Source organism: Lysobacter sp. HA18 (assembly GCF_054057595.1).
In genome coordinates, this window is sequence record NZ_JBSRZL010000001.1 from 200,496 (window position 1) to 214,788 (window position 14,293).

Genomic DNA, 14,293 nt, shown 5'->3' on the forward strand with positions numbered 1-14,293 from the left:
CATCACCTGAAGGCCCATCACGTGCTGCACGCGACACCTCGGCGGCAAGCCCTTCGTCTACCAAACACGCATGGCTGCCGATCAGCACCGCAACTACAACAACGGCGACATCAACCGAGCCAGTGCTTCCGGCAACTTGGTACGGAAGAACGCGCGACGCCGATCCGGCCGTACGCGCGGAGCCTGTGACATGTCGTGCTGCAGTAGGTCGGCCAGCGTCGCGGCGATGCCGGCATCGCGGAACAGCATCGAGACTTCGAAGTTCAGCCGGAAGCTGCGGTGGTCGAAGTTCGCGCTGCCGATGATCGCGATCTCGTCGTCGCAGAGCAGCGCCTTGGTGTGCAGCAGGCGCGGGCCGTATTCGTGGATGCGCACGCCGGCCGCGAGCAGGTCGTCGAAGTAGGAGCGCGCGGCGTAGGTGACCAGGCGCGAATCGCTACGACGCGGCACCAGCAGTCGCACATCCAAACCCGCGAGTGCGGCGGAGGTCAGCGCCATCATCGCGGCCTCGCCGGGCACGAAGTACGGCGTCGCCAGCCAGACGCGCTGGCGCGCGCCGTGGATCGCCGAGACATGCATGCGATGGATCGCTTCCCATGGACCGTCGGGGCCCGACACCAGCACCTGCGTGGAGACTTCGCCCTGCACGCTGTCCTGTCGCGAAATGCTCGGCGGCTTCTGCCCGGTCGCGTAGATCCAGTCTTCGAGAAAGACCTGCTGCAGCGAGCCGACCACGTCGCCTTCCAGGCGCAGGTGCAGGTCGCGATAGGCGTCAGCGCGCAGGCCTTCGTCTTCCTCGTCGGTGACGTTGATGCCGCCGGTGAAGCCGATGCGGCCGTCGATGATCACGATCTTGCGATGCGAGCGAAGGTTGAGCCACGGACGCCGCCAGCGCGCGAGCATGGGATGGAACCATGCGACTTCGCCACCGGCGTCGGTCAGCGGTGCGAGGAAGCGCGCACTCAGTTTCGCGGAGCCGACGGCATCGACCAGCAGTCGCACCTTGACGCCTGCGCGCGCGCGTTCGATGAGTGCATCGCGCACGCGCGTGCCCGTGCGGTCGGGCTCGAAGATGTAGTACTCGAGATGCACGTGCTCCTGCGCCTGCGCGATCGCGGTGCACAGCGCGTCGTAGGTCGCATTGCCATCGACCAACATCTGCACATCGGTCGCGGTCGATGCGGGTAGACGCGTCGTCGCCAAGCCAAGCCTTGCGAGTTCCCGTGACTCCGCCGCATCCGCGCTGCCCGAAGTCTCCGGCATGCGCGCACGCGCGCGCCCACGACGCAGGCGCTGACGCCGGATGCGCTGCGGGCCGAACACGTAATAGACGAGGAAGCCGATGTACGGCAGCACGGCCAGGCTGATCAGCCAGGCGAGCGTCGCCGCCGGCTCGCGCTTCTGCATCACGATCCACAGACCGAGGCCGATCAGGTAGGCAAGCCAGCCCGCGAACAGCCACGCGCCCAGCGTGGGATGCGCGGTGACCAGCGCGTCGAACGCGTGCAGCAGGCTCAGCATCGGCAGGACCGGCGCGGCGTGGACTGCAGGCGGACGGGCAGGGCGGCGCGCATCGATGGCATCGGAAAGCGGGCGCCCGATCATACGGCCGGCCCGACCAAGCGGCCGTGACGCGGCGGTCGCACAGGTTGAGACGCGCGCCGCCGACAATCGGCGGATGACCGACGCGCGCAAGCCGCAGAAGCCGATCAAGGGCCGTGGCGCCGCGTCGCGCGTGGCCGGCCGTTTCGAAGTCACGACGATCGAAGGCCCGACGATGGTTGGGGCTTCGGCACCGGATTGAATACACAGCCGACTGGCGCGATGCACCGATGGCGTACTGGGTGCACATCGAAACGGAAGGCACGGATTGGCGCTCGGCCTCAAGCTACTTACCGGCTGCGCCAGTACCGGACGGTGCGAAGGGCTTTCCTTTGCTGTGCATCGAAACGCAGCGCTTTGTATTCGTCTTCTCGTCTGCCGCGCAGCTGGCCGAAGCGATTCGCGTTCTTGCGCTCGTACCGCTGCCGACAACTCGTCGGCTCTCCGCCCAGCGCCCTGGCGGCCACGGACCGAACGGTCATTGGCTTAGCCGGCTGCCAGGCTCAGCCAAATCGCCCAAGACCCGCCTTCGCGTCGTGGAAGATCTATCAGCCGTCTGGCGTAGCATGGCACCTAACAATTCGTCCAAGCCGACGCCGCTTCGCGGCGCGGCTTAACTCAGGTGTTAGGCGCCGGAAAAAGGTATGTCGCGTGTTTAGAGCTCTGTACGCTCGCTTCAGGCGAAACCCAACCTCAAGGTTTTCGAAGCCTTCGACGAAACCGACGTTGCGCTACGACATTAAGCACGGCGAACTAAACGGCGTTGGCTATACCTCAAATGCGTCGGAGTTCCAGCCGTTTGGCCCGGCCAGCGCATTCCGTACAAGAGAGGAATACGCGACCCTCCAATGGGACGGATACGGACTCGGTATTGAGCTGGACGCGCAAGGCGTCGTGAGTTTTGAACTCAACTTTGTCCCGGGCAAATTCCTGGTGCTCGGGCCTTCGGCGGCATGCAACGAATTGATCGTCGACCTGGAGGGAAGCGTTCTAACTGTCTTTCGCCATACGTCGGGTGAGGCGCTGGATAGCTTTCTCGGCCCGGCTTACGATCGCTTTGAGCTAGAGGGCCAAGGTCTCTGCTCTCAGTACACCTCGCAGGGGACGCACTTAATTGCGCTCCACTCACAAAAGGGCGAACTGCTGCGACTCGATATATCTGAGGCAGCGGCTGTCGAGGAGCCGGGGCCTAACAATTCGTCCCAGCCGACGCCGCTTCGCGGCGCGGCTTAACTCAGGTGTTAGGCCCCCGATAGGAAGGAATCTATGAACTTGAAACAGGAAAAGCTGCTTCTGTCGCGTGCCGATGTCCGGCTCACGCAGGCAGTCGAGGAACGGCCTCTATGGCTCTACGAGCTGTTGTCTTGGGTCGTCTTAGCCGTCGCCGCAGCTGCTGGGATCACCATCGTTGGAGGGCCGGTCCTGCGTGCAGTCCTGGTGGTCGCCGTCGGGTTCTTTGCCGGTCTAGCCGTTACGGTCTTGCTGCTCAAGCGCGTGGGCATGCTGCAATGGCGGGCGATCGCACCGTTCGTAGATCGCGCCGGCCTCAGTGCTCGCATTGAGCAACTCGGGGCCTAACAATTCGTCCAAGCCGACGCCGCTTCGCGGCGCGGCTTAACTCGGGTGTTAGGTAGCGGACAAGGGAGATCGCACACCATGCCAAGGCGTCTGAAAGCCATTGGTGCTTACGAGATACTCGTCGGACTGCTGGGGCTCGTCATGGGCTTTCTCGCAATCCCCAACTACACGGCGGACGGTGCAATCGGGGCGTTTCCGCTGTTCGAACTGCTAGTGCTGTCGCTTAGCTCCATTCTTGCCGGTGCGTTCTTGGCCATGGGCACGGACACCGGTTTCGCGCTATCGCGTGTGGTGCAGGCCGTACAGGTCCCGGTGGTATCGCTGCCACCGTTCATTTGTTCGCTGCACCTCGGCATCTACCTCAATCCCTTGAAGCTCCTCGATTCGGGGTTGGAAGCCCTTTCGTCGCACGTCGGATTCGACGGCGGCCTCGGAAGTCAGGCGTTTCTCACCGTCAGTGATCTTGTCGACGAACAATGGGTCGGCGTCAACCTCGCCGCAGCCGCTTTGTTGTTCCTGCTCATCGCCTACAGGCCGCGACCTAACAATTCGTCCAAGCCGACGCCGCTTCGCGGCGCGGCTTAACTCAGGTGTTAGGCCGTACAGGAGACCGAATGCGACTTGGAGGCTGGACACGCATCTGGATCGTTCTGAGCGCCTTGTTTGCCATCTGTGCGGGCGTAATTGCGTACGGAACCATGCCGTCGCGGCAAAGCGTTTTATCCGACTGGTACAGCGACGCAACAGAAGCGATCTCCGCACGGATTCCCGGCCCAGATGGCCAGCCGATCTCGTCGTATGAAGTTCACGACTCGTTCTTCAGCGGAACGGAGAAAGAGAACTTAGAGTTCCTTCGCGTTCTAGCGGAAGGCCGTACCGACAACATCAAGCTTTCGGCGTTGAAATCCGCGCCATCAACTCCGAACACAAGCGGAACTCGCCCATCTGCGCCTCAGCCAGGTAGGCCATTGGGCGTTAGTATTTGGCTGGTGGGGCGCGATTGTCGTGGCGATATATCTGGCGGGCTGGACTCTGCGGTGGATCTACCGTGGGTTCCGTGCGAGTACGGCCTAACAATTCGTCCAAGCCGACGCCGCTTCGCGGCGCGGCTTAACTCAGGTGTTAGGCCCCGCACCAAACGTCAAGGAAGACTCATGAGAAGGCTCGCCATCGCCGCCCCTCTACTTCGGAACCGCCAGCGCTGCATATGCGCAGTGCCCTGCGGTTTCGTCTGCCGCGTTGGCGGCTCTGATCGCCCGCCACGGCGGCATCGAGAACCCCGAAATCGCCCCCATCTGCAGGAAAGTGCAGCAAGAGGGCTTTGCATTTCTCGTTACAGGCGACTACGGGGTCGGGAGCGGCGGTGCCTTTGCTTGGGCGAACGTGCTGCTCGAAGATCCGACCATTGGCTTGGCTTCGTCGTCCCACTTCACTGCCTCGACCCAGCAGTCAAAGGTCGCCACTGCCCAAGAAGCTGAGCGCCTTTTCTTCCAAGCTGTGGCGGTAGCAATCCGAGACATGAAATACAAAGACGCCATCGTTAAGCTTCAGCGGTCGAAGGCTAAGGTTTCGCCGATGCACGCAAACCCAAGCGTCACGCGCAAGGTCCGGTAGGCGGGCCTAACAATTCGTCCAAGCCGACGCCGCTTCGCGGCGCGGCTTAACTCAGGTGTTAGCGCCCACACCGGCGACGTCTTCGCTCTTGAATTGCTTCCCGCAGCTCGTTGAGGTTTCGCCGTCGCCAAGTCGGCCGCATCACGGATACTCTGGCTCCCCGCCGGGCACGTCCCTCCTATGCAACTCGTCGAGACTTCCTCCGCCCGGCTTGGAAGCGCCTCGGCTTTCGTAGTAGCGCGCCGCGCACACTCTGGCTGACGGCCGCGCTCCGCTTCAGGCACTCGTGCCACACTTCGGCAGGTGAGGTCGGCAAGCCAGTTCAGCGGCGTGTGATCTCTAACAATTCGTCCAACCGGACGCCGCTTCGCGGCGCGGGTCAACTCCGGTGTTAGGCCTCATGACGGTAATTTTTGCGGCGTGTTCATTATTTCTCGCAATCGCGCTCGTACCGGCGCTCGCGATGGCCGCCTACGCACTCTGGCGCGTTAGCCAGCACCTGCAGCTAAAGCATCCGACCGTTTGGGCAACGATCGCGCCGGCACCAGATACGGAACCTTCCGCCTCGTCGCCGTATGCACGTTTTATATCGCAGCGCCGCTACGTTGAGCTGCAAGATCCCGAACTCACACGAATCGCGCAGATCGCGCGCCGGCAACTAAACGTGGTGGTCGGCGTGCTGGTTGCACTCGCCGTATCTGGTAGCGCCTACAGCTGGCTCGGAGCGCGGTAGCATGAGGCCTAACAATTCGTCCAAGCCGACGCCGCTTCGCGGCGCGGCTTAACTCAGGTGTTAGGTCCCGTAATGGCAGATCAGCGCAATCCGGCAGAGGTGTTCTCGGTGCTCGCAGGGTTGCCCGCTGCGCAGCTGATGTTGCTCTGCGCCGCGGCGATCGTTTGGCTGGTTGGCGGCAACTGGCTGTCGGCCGCATGCTGCCGCCGAATTGGCAAGCCGTGGTGGCACGCCTTCAGGCCCGGCACGTTCGTCGTTCGGCACTTTGGCTCCCACGAATGGTTCTGGCTAGCTGCTCTTGCTGCGGTATCGCTCGCACTTATCATCCTTGCAGTAACCGTTGCGGCTCCACCCGGGGCCTAACAATTCGTCCAAGCCGACGCCGCTTCGCGGCGCGGCTTAGCTCAGGTGTTAGGGCGTGGGATGAGCAACGTGGAACTTGGGGTCACATGAAGCGATCTGCCGCTAGCCTTCTTCTCGTTGCTGCGCTCACCAGCATTCTGGCTTGGCGAACGGCCACGGCTGAGCGTGGCGCGGCGGCGGCCTTCGCGGCCACGGAAGGAAGCGTCGATCACATCGAGCGAGAGTGTTCTAACGTTAGCGGTCGCGGCAGCCAGCGAATTAAGTGCTCGTCATTCCCAGTTGTTGGCTTCTACACGGCGTCTGGGCAGAAGTATTTCTTTCGCTGTACAACCGGCCGCAGCGCGCGACATCTTCATGAAGGCCAGTCCGTCCAGGTACTTTACGAACCTGGAAACGCTGCGGCCACAGCACGAATTGCCGGCTACGGAATCGAGTTGTGGCAGCTGTTGGCAGGTGTGGCTACCACGTTGCTGGTGTTAGCTATCGCGGTGGCTATATCGCCCAGTCGGCCACGCCCTAACAATTCGTCCAAGCCGACGCCGCTTCGCGGCGCTTAACTCAGGTGTTAGGCCCGTTTGGACAAATCAAGGAGGACGTGGTGAACGAACCGCCGAGGTACTGGTTTCCTTCCAAGAAGTTCGGCGTCGGTTTCGGCTTGCCGATTGCATGGCAGGGCTGGGTGGTCGTTGGCTTGTACGTCGCGGCGCTCGCCATGGTGTACGTGCGCTTCCCACCCGAAACCGACGCTGTGCCTTTTTACGCCGGGGTACTCGCCGCAACCTTTGCTTTGGTGCTGATCGTCTGGTTCAAAGGCGACCGCCAGTGATGGGCGCCGGCCGATGCGGCAACAGGCCTAACAATTCGTCCAAGCCGACGCCGCTTCGCGGCGCGGCTTAACTCAGGTGTTGGCTGCCATGAACAAGAGTCTCGCCATCGGCACCTTCATTTTCGCGCTTCTGGATATTGTTCTGGGACTCGGCAGCGCGGCGGCGCTGGACGCGATAGACATGAAATCCGGGCTTGTGTACTACGTCCTCAACGCCGGCGCAGTGATTCCAGTGGCCGTGCTTGCCGGTCGCCGCGTTGGGCGCATGAGCCACACCTCCCTGCTGGTCGCTAGCGCCATCCTGCTGGTCGCCACCATGTGGGCGATGCGCTACATCCTTAATGCTGTCGCAATTCCAGCAGGCGGCCACGTTGGCTGGAGCGAATACCTCCACGCCATTCACCCGGGGCAGTTCGCACTAGACACGGCATTCGCGCTCCTCGTGCCGCAGGCGTGGCTAGCCGTTCTTAATCGCATGGCAGCTAACAATTCGTCCAAGCCGACGCCGCTTCGCGGCGCGGCTTAACTCAAGTGTTAGCTGACATGGGAGACCGACGATGAGCTTGTCCAAGCCACAGCGCGGCGTTGCTCTCGGAGCGGGGTCCGCACTCGCTGTTACCGCGGTAACGCTGTTGGTCGCTGCCATGCGGCACACCGAAGCCTTGGGGCTCGATGCCCGCTTGCACCTTTTGGCGTTAAGCGTCTTGGCACCTGCGCTAACGCTCCTGGTCTGTATCGGCCGGCTTGCCAACCACCGGTTCGATAGCCCGGAAGATCTCGACGGCAGCGGGCTCACCATTGGGTCAGCCCGAGCAAAGTTGCTGCAAGCGCTGTTGCAGAACACGCTCGAACAACTCGCCCTAGTCCTTCCGGTCTATGCCGCCTGCACCCTGCTGGGCTCGCCGTGGCTCGTCGCCCTAGTTCCTGTTGCGTCGGTGCTTTTCCTGTTGGGCCGCGGGTTGTTCTTCTGGGGCTACGGTCGTGGCGCACCCGGGCGTGCAATGGGCTTTGGGCTCACGTTCTACCCCACCGCCATTTTGCTGGTGTGCGCTCTTGTGGCTTCAGCGCGTCATGCTGTCAGCTAACAATTCGTCCAAGCCGACGCCGCTTCGCGGCGCGGCTTAACTCAGGTGTTAGGCCCCATGAAGCAAATTGAGTCGCAGTTGGACGTTTGCACTGCGGCGGGTTCGCTGTTCGATCCTCCCGCACCAAACGAGCGGCTCGGTATTGCACTCAGCTCTCTCGGATCGCCACCAGTCAATGCAGTGCGGCATCCCGCCGAAGGCGGAACGTGTGGTTGGTACATTTGGGGCGGCGAACTTTCCATTGATCCAGACTTCTTTTAATCGCTATGCGTGCACCATGTAGCGGAGTACGCGCCCGCTTTGCTGCCATATCTCGCATTGGCGCCAGGCTGGCGCGTCCTAATAGCTCCCGGTCAAACGCACGTCTGGTATGACCCGGCGCTCTTCAATGCGTAGCATGGGGCCTAACAATTCGTCCAAGCCGACGCCGCTTCGTGGCGCGGCTTAACTCAGGTGTTAGGCCCATCGTTGAACACTCCAGTCATCCAACTCCTGCTGGTTCGGTGGTATCCCAGCAGCGGTATCACGCCATCGGACGCAAAGGCTGAGCTGGCGCGTCGCGGCTGGAGCCGTGCAAGGCAGATGGCTGCACTGGCGCTACTGCTTCCCTTCATTGCGCCCGATCGAATTCTGCGACTCGCCGATGTCGCGCGAGACGACTGGGACGAGTCGGGAACGCCCCGCGAAGTCGCATTTTCGGCAATCTTCTCGCTGTTCGTAGTCAGCATCCTTTCCGCACTTATGTCGGCTTGGCTGATCGTCAGTCGTCACGATTCAGGCCAGCCGTACGAGTGGCGTTGGCTTATCGGGTGGGCCATCATTGCGGTGATCGCAGGTTGGGCAGCACGTGCGGTGGGGCGCTTCCGGGCCTAACAATTCGTCCAAGCCGACGCCGCTTCGCGGCGCGGCTTAACTCAGGTGTTAGAGGGCAGATCCAGTGACCGTAGCGAGCGCGGCAGTCGACCTCGTAGAGATCGCATCGGTATTCCTGCTTGCGGTCGAAGCGATAAAACTGCAGAACCTAGCTTGGCTCCGAAACCGTGCCTTAGCGCCTCTGCTTACTCGCATTAACCCGCAAATTGAGTACGTGGATGACTTCCCGCCGAGTACACCATTTTCGCAACGCTACGCGCTCGAGTTTTCTTTTTTAGGTATCTACGTAGTCGGGCTCACATTGTCGGGCTTAAGCCTGCAGGCTCTGGCAAGCAAGTACCCAATGACTCCCCCGCACTCTGTCGCGGCTTGGAGCGCCACGCTTCTAGCAGCCACCTGCGGACCGTTCATTGTTGGCGTCGTCGCGTACTCGGCGGCCGTATGGGCTATCGGGCGTATATTGAAAGCCCTTGCCTGGGTAGAAGCACACACGCAAAGCGGTGCAGTTGGCATACTGGGGCTCTCGCTTTATTTAATTCAGTTCGCGGCGCGCCGCAAGCTAGCCCTCTAACAATTCGTCCAAGCCGACGCCGCTTCGCGGCGCGGCTTAACTCAGGTGTTAGCTGGTATGGCAACTGACTTTGTCGTCGTGATTTTCCAACTACCGGTTTTATTGGGCGTGCTGGTGCTCGCGGCGACTGCGTTTTTCGGCCGTAAGCGCGGAGTCGGGCCATCATCGTTCCTCGGGATCGGTCGAACACGCTTAGCGCTGGGCTATCTGGCAGCAATTGGAGTAACGCTTGCGTACGCCGGCGTTGATTCTTGGCAGCTAGCTCAAGCAAAGGTGGCCTTGGGGCACGTCACTGCTTCTGAGGCAACAGCCCGCTGGGCAGGCTGGAGCCTCTACTTGTTTGTAGTCGCCACGCCGTTTGTCGTGGCGGGCCTTACAGTCTTCGGCCTCCCGGCCCTTGCCGCATTGCGTCGTATTGGGTTCGCTTCGCTAGCCGGTCTCGTCGCGTCAGCGCTCGCATTCTCCGCCGCCGTGGCGGGGTGGGCGCTTCTGGCGCCCTATAACGTCTGGTGCTCGTCACATGCATCCGCCTGCGAGCTAGAGTCCTTCGACGCCTCGGTTGCCCTCGGGGTTCCCGTGGCAGTGGCATTCGCGCTCGGTGCACGCTTGCCTTGGCTTAGGAGTGCATCGCTACCAGCTAACAATTCGTCCAAGCCGACGCCGCTTCGCGGCGCGGCTTAACTCAGGTGTTAGGGCTCAGGGAGGCAACCGTGTCGGCGTTCGAAGTGTTGCCTGGGCTGCCGCCGTACGGCGCCTTGCCCAAGCTCATCAGTGGCACTGGTTCCCCCGTGTACCGAGAAGGACTCGTAGTGCGGTTCCTTGCCGGCACGCCTTCCGAATGGGTGGCAATTTCCAATTTGGACTTGGTAGCCTGACTCTAGTCGCCACCCATCCGAACGGCCGAGAGGTCGTGGTGATCGCTGGCGGGGAGTGCTACGTAGTCGATCCAGAAACGCAAGAGTTCACTTCGGGTGTCGGTGGCCATGTCGAACGATGCCTGCCCATCCCAGAAGGCAATGCACTGCTTTTGTCCAGCGGCTTGGCGCTATCTCGACTCGGCCCATCGGGCATCGAATGGCGCAGCCGCCGTCTAGCGTGGGACGGCTTTCAGAACTTTGGCGTCACGTCGGCGCACGCCACTGGAGAGGCGTGGCACTTTGATGGCTCGTGGCACCCGTTTCAGGTAGAGCTGGCAACCGGCAAGGCAGAGGGCGGCGCCTACGCTGGCCCTGGGCCCTAACAATTCGTCCAAGCCGACGCCGCTTCGCGGCGGGGCTTAACTCAGGTGTTAGGTCCTGCACTCCAACTCGAGGCGACTCATTTGAAAAGCGGTCTACTTCTCGCATCGCTCAGCGTCGTAGCCGGTGCGGCGGCAACACCCGTGGGGGCTACAGAGCCTTGTTCCGGCAGCGCCTGCGTCGATCCCGCGTCCGCCGTGCTACTTGCAAGCCTCGACGCCTTGGCAAAAGCGTGCGACGAATCGCAGCCGGCTAACGGAAACCCGTATCAGACCGCTGTTGCACGCTCGCTCGGTCTAGACGACCGTCTCGTAGAAGCCGTGCGCAAGTTGCCCGAATATGGGCACACATTTGAGGAAGCGAAGGCGAACATCGCCAAGCTGTCGCGCAATGATTTCGCTAGGCAGTGCCGAGATCTATCGTCCACTCAAAACGAGCCGATCCCGAGTGAGGCCTAACAATTCGTCGAAGCCGACCGCTTCGCGGCGCGGCTTAGCTCAGGTGTTAGGCCTCACTCGGCGGCCCTGTCGCGCCCGCTGGACCGAACTTCACTGTCGGGGGATCTAGTGTTCGACTCAGCTGCGAGGTCCGTGCTGCTAAGTGGTCTGCTGATGCTCGCAATCTCGCCGGGCGCGCGGGCACAAAACTGGCGTTCGCCTACGGGCTAGCCGGGCGATTCTGACATGCTGTCCGGCGAGCTTTTTCCCCTGAGCACGTATTTCGGTGTATGCAAGCTGGGCCCTGGCGTGCTGCGTGCCAACATTTCAAATGGAATGCGGGGTCACTTCTCTACCATGGCCACCGTAGTTGACGAGGGAGAGCTATCTATTGAGATCGGCAAGTTCTCCTTCGTGGCGGGCTCAACTTTTGTGGATCTTCCTGCTTCGCCGGGCCGACGAATAAGGCTTCTGACGGAACATGGCCGAGAGAGCCTACTAGTCACAGGTCTGCAGCGCTCAAGCGACACGATGTCCATCATCAACTATAAGCAGAACGATCGGAGTGAGTATCGTGCTGCGCTCCGACTGGCTAACAAGCTGGTAGCTTGCGGCTTGTCTCGTCGCTTGTAGTTGTCCGGCGGCCGCCACAGTCACAGACGTGAGGCCTAACAATTCGTCCAAGCCGACGCCGCTTCGCGGCGCGGCTTAACTCAGGTGTTAGGCGGCAATGGCAGAAGACCTGCGCTCGCAGTACAGAGGCGTGATGTTCCGGGCATTTTCGGTCCCAGCGGGCCTCTTTCTCCTGCTCCTTCTGACAGTCGTCCTGTGCTTCGGACCAGGCAACGCGGCCAGCCTTGCCGGGTTGGTTGGCACGCTACTCGGGCTGCTGGGCCCGTTGTTCTTAAGTGGCTTTCTCTTGGCGCCATGGGCAGGTCAACGCCTTCCAGTGAGTAAGGGCCCGGCCTTCGCAATGGCGGCTGCGGCCGCGCTAGCGTCGGCTGCTGGAGCTGCCGTAATGGCCGGCTCCTCCGGTCTAGGCTATTCCCTCTTTATTGCGGGGGTGTTTGTCTTCTTCGCACTCCCGGCGTCGTTGATTGGTGCGCTCTTATTCGTTGGCGGCTGCGAGCGCCTGCATCGCGCTGGCGAGCCTGAAAGCTCTTCGGCGTAGCTTGGTATGTTGCCGCCTAACAATTCGTCCAAGCCGACGCCGCTTCGCGGCGCGGCTTAACTCAGGTGTTAGGCCCCATGAACAGGTTCATCGCTTTCGCGACAATGGCTTTGACGTTCGTCGGCACTTCCTGCGCCGCGCCGCCGACACCACCCGATGTGTCGGGCTTGGCCGAGGCTTCCATGAACTTCGACCAAGAAGGGGTGGAACCGTTCCTGTCTGGCTTGGCGAAAACCTTGCCATCCGGTTTCGGCTCTATACAAGCTGAGCAGCTGAGCGGGGCGATCGATTACTTACCGGTCGAAAGCAAGGCGGGCTGGGAGTACTCCGTTACGTTCCAAGGCAAACCGGAACGGTTGGTCGTTGTGGCCTTCAAGGATGACCTTGATGCGCCAGACCTGTATTTCTATACCTCGCCCGCGCTTGCTGCTGAGATCGATCGACAGCTAGAAGCGTTCGCCCAGGCCCAAGGCTGGTAGGGGTCTAACAATTCGTCCAAGCCGACGCCGCTTCGCGGCGCGGCTTAACTCAGGTGTTAGGGCGCAGGAATAGACATGACTTGGTCTTGTGGAAAATGCGGATCTGACGTCGACGACGAACTCGGCTTGTGCTGGCAATGCGGCACGGGGCGCGATGGATCGCCTCCGCCCGCAGGGTGGCGTAGCGAGCTCGCCACCGCCGATCCGGCCGTCGAGCGCGAACTCAGTTGCACGCGGTGCGCTTCCAAAATGGTCTACTCGGGCCGAAAGCAATTCCATGATGGCTCGTATGCTCGTGAACTCGTGCTCGGCGACTTCTTCATCAATCGAGAGGTTCTCGACCTTTATGTGTGCCAGCGATGCGGCAAAGCGGAACTCTTCGCCGTGCAGCCAGCGCCCTAACCATTCGTCCAAGCCGACGCCGCTTCGCGGCGGCGGCTTAACTCAGGTGTTACTCGGGTTGACTATGTCCGTTTCTGGCCGATAGCGGACATGATCATGAGGGGACGATGGTCAGGCTGATCGGCACTCGCAACGCACGATTTCTTCTATCAGGCCCGTACGTCATACGTGGGGAGTAGGCGTCAGCGCGTCAGCCGGGCAACCGGCAACCGGCGAGAGGATGATGTCGCTGGTGATCGCCGCATGCGTGATCGTGTCTCCATCCCAGTGGTAATAAAGATGGGGGCCTTGGCGAACAGGCTGTACGAGGTCGGGATAGAAAAGCGCGACGCATTGACCGCCTGGGTGGCGAACGCTGTCGTAGACAGTGCCGTCGCTTCCAGCTGCCCTTCGCTCCATCGCCAGGCGCTGTGATCCTACGTAGCTGTCGGGGTCGTGATGTCGGGGAAACCTCCGCGCAGGTCATCGAGCTAGCGATGACGTCAGCGAGATAGCACCGCATCTCGACGATGGTGGGCGGCTCCTTGGTTCGAGCCAGAAAACGCGCCCGGTGATGCGCTGTTTCCGAGATCGCGGTCTCGCGACCGTAGGCGGCGTCGTAGACCCCGTAGCTGCCGTTGGAGAAGCGCGAGCCGTCGGGATTGAGGTGCGTAAAAGCCGCCATGATCGGCGCGGCACCTGGCCCGACGCGCCGGCGATCGGCCGGAACGAGACGTATCTGGCCGAGTTCCTCGCGAAGCCGGGAATTCGTGAGCCCTTCGATCTCGTAAAGCGCTTCGAGATCGTCCGGCGCTGCGATGTCGTCAAACACGCCGACTGGTGAAAGGCGGCTGGAGACGATTCGGTAGGTTGGGCGCCACTCGATCCTTGAGCGCGTCAGCATCAGTTCCAGCCCCTCTGCGCATCCAGGTACTGCCGGACGACGTAAAGATCCGCAACCCGCCCGCCAAGCATGCGTTTCAAGGCGCTGTCGCCGCCGAATAGCGGTGCGCTGTTCGGTCGTTTGACCCAGCTATAGCCCTGCTCTGGCGCCGGAAAGAGCAACCGAAGTGCCTCGTGGATGCCAAGGAGGTAGCTGATGCGTTCAAGGACGTCAGACGGCAGCTGACCCTCCTGATCCCGCTTCCAGCGATAGAACGTCGAGCGGCCCGGGGAGCCGAGGAGGACCCGCTCCTCGTCGGGACTCAGGCCCCACGTCCGGGTGAGCTCGAAGAACGTACGGAGGGCAGGGCCGCTGAGGTCCTGGCGGGCGGGTGCCGGACGGGCAGGGCGGCGCGCATCAACGACATCGGAAAGCGGGCGCCCAATCATACGGCCGCCC

15 protein-coding genes and 2 pseudogenes are annotated in these 14,293 nt (G+C 61.8%); 14 read left to right on the forward strand and 3 right to left on the reverse strand.

Annotated elements, in window-relative coordinates; all coding sequences use genetic code 11:
* Positions 1 to 93: 93 nt before the first annotated feature.
* A complete protein-coding gene (cls, locus tag ACVWWW_RS00915) occupies positions 94 to 1,521 on the reverse strand; it encodes a cardiolipin synthase (RefSeq protein WP_036142975.1) in 1,428 nt (475 codons plus the stop codon).
* Positions 1,522 to 1,678: 157 nt separating this feature from the next.
* Between cls and ACVWWW_RS00920 the strand changes: the two genes are divergently transcribed.
* The 13 genes and pseudogenes from ACVWWW_RS00920 to ACVWWW_RS00980 all read left to right on the forward strand — a co-directional run bounded on the left by ACVWWW_RS00920 (position 1,679) and on the right by ACVWWW_RS00980 (position 12,570).
* Positions 1,679 to 1,804 carry a hypothetical protein gene (locus ACVWWW_RS00920; RefSeq protein ID WP_456998614.1) on the forward strand — a complete coding sequence of 42 codons (126 nt, stop codon included), beginning with the start codon at positions 1,679 to 1,681 and terminating at the stop codon, positions 1,802 to 1,804.
* A gap of 524 nt (positions 1,805 to 2,328) precedes the next feature.
* Positions 2,329 to 2,835, forward strand: a complete 507-nt coding sequence (locus ACVWWW_RS00925; protein WP_027083649.1) for a hypothetical protein — start codon at positions 2,329 to 2,331, stop codon at positions 2,833 to 2,835.
* Between the two features lie 33 nt (positions 2,836 to 2,868).
* Positions 2,869 to 3,180: a hypothetical protein gene (locus ACVWWW_RS00930; protein ID WP_027083648.1), complete on the forward strand. Its 312-nt coding sequence runs from the start codon at positions 2,869 to 2,871 to the stop codon at positions 3,178 to 3,180.
* A gap of 78 nt (positions 3,181 to 3,258) precedes the next feature.
* Positions 3,259 to 3,765 carry a hypothetical protein gene (locus ACVWWW_RS00935; RefSeq protein WP_155914394.1) on the forward strand — a complete coding sequence of 169 codons (507 nt, stop codon included), beginning with the start codon at positions 3,259 to 3,261 and terminating at the stop codon, positions 3,763 to 3,765.
* Positions 3,766 to 4,419: 654 nt separating this feature from the next.
* Entirely contained in the window at positions 4,420 to 4,794 is a 375-nt protein-coding gene (locus ACVWWW_RS00940; RefSeq protein ID WP_027083646.1) for a hypothetical protein, read from the forward strand.
* 400 nt (positions 4,795 to 5,194) lie between these two features.
* Positions 5,195 to 5,527, forward strand: coding sequence for a hypothetical protein (locus tag ACVWWW_RS00945; protein WP_155914392.1), 333 nt, complete (start codon positions 5,195 to 5,197; stop codon positions 5,525 to 5,527).
* Between the two features lie 72 nt (positions 5,528 to 5,599).
* Entirely contained in the window at positions 5,600 to 5,890 is a 291-nt protein-coding gene (locus tag ACVWWW_RS00950) for a hypothetical protein (RefSeq protein ID WP_027083645.1), read from the forward strand.
* Positions 5,891 to 6,488: 598 nt separating this feature from the next.
* A complete protein-coding gene (locus tag ACVWWW_RS00955) occupies positions 6,489 to 6,716 on the forward strand; it encodes a hypothetical protein (RefSeq protein WP_027083245.1) in 228 nt (75 codons plus the stop codon).
* Between the two features lie 88 nt (positions 6,717 to 6,804).
* A complete protein-coding gene (locus tag ACVWWW_RS00960) occupies positions 6,805 to 7,242 on the forward strand; it encodes a hypothetical protein (protein ID WP_027083644.1) in 438 nt (145 codons plus the stop codon).
* Positions 7,243 to 7,273: 31 nt separating this feature from the next.
* Positions 7,274 to 7,801 carry an MAPEG family protein gene (locus ACVWWW_RS00965; RefSeq protein WP_027083643.1) on the forward strand — a complete coding sequence of 176 codons (528 nt, stop codon included), beginning with the start codon at positions 7,274 to 7,276 and terminating at the stop codon, positions 7,799 to 7,801.
* A gap of 57 nt (positions 7,802 to 7,858) precedes the next feature.
* Positions 7,859 to 8,197, forward strand: a pseudogene (locus ACVWWW_RS00970) (immunity protein Imm33 domain-containing protein).
* A 72-nt stretch (positions 8,198 to 8,269) separates the two neighbouring features.
* Positions 8,270 to 8,674, forward strand: coding sequence for a hypothetical protein (locus ACVWWW_RS00975; RefSeq protein WP_155914389.1), 405 nt, complete (start codon positions 8,270 to 8,272; stop codon positions 8,672 to 8,674).
* A 3,494-nt stretch (positions 8,675 to 12,168) separates the two neighbouring features.
* The gene (locus ACVWWW_RS00980) at positions 12,169 to 12,570 is read left to right on the forward strand and encodes a hypothetical protein (RefSeq protein ID WP_155914387.1); all 402 of its coding nucleotides are present in this window, start codon (positions 12,169 to 12,171) and stop codon (positions 12,568 to 12,570) included.
* Positions 12,571 to 13,134: 564 nt separating this feature from the next.
* On the opposite strand, the pseudogene ACVWWW_RS00985 reads toward ACVWWW_RS00980, so the two are convergent.
* Positions 13,135 to 13,636, reverse strand: a pseudogene (locus ACVWWW_RS00985) (RES family NAD+ phosphorylase).
* Between ACVWWW_RS00985 and ACVWWW_RS00990 the strand changes: the two are divergent.
* On the forward strand, positions 13,619 to 13,795 hold the full coding sequence (locus tag ACVWWW_RS00990) for a hypothetical protein (protein ID WP_456998760.1): 177 nt from the start codon (positions 13,619 to 13,621) through the stop codon (positions 13,793 to 13,795). The pseudogene ACVWWW_RS00985 and the gene ACVWWW_RS00990 overlap by 18 nt on opposite strands.
* Positions 13,796 to 13,854: 59 nt before the next feature.
* Here the strand turns inward: ACVWWW_RS00990 and ACVWWW_RS00995 are convergent, their stop codons facing one another.
* On the reverse strand, positions 13,855 to 14,283 hold the full coding sequence (locus ACVWWW_RS00995; RefSeq protein ID WP_027083639.1) for an MbcA/ParS/Xre antitoxin family protein: 429 nt from the start codon (positions 14,281 to 14,283) through the stop codon (positions 13,855 to 13,857).
* Positions 14,284 to 14,293: the final 10 nt, after the last annotated feature.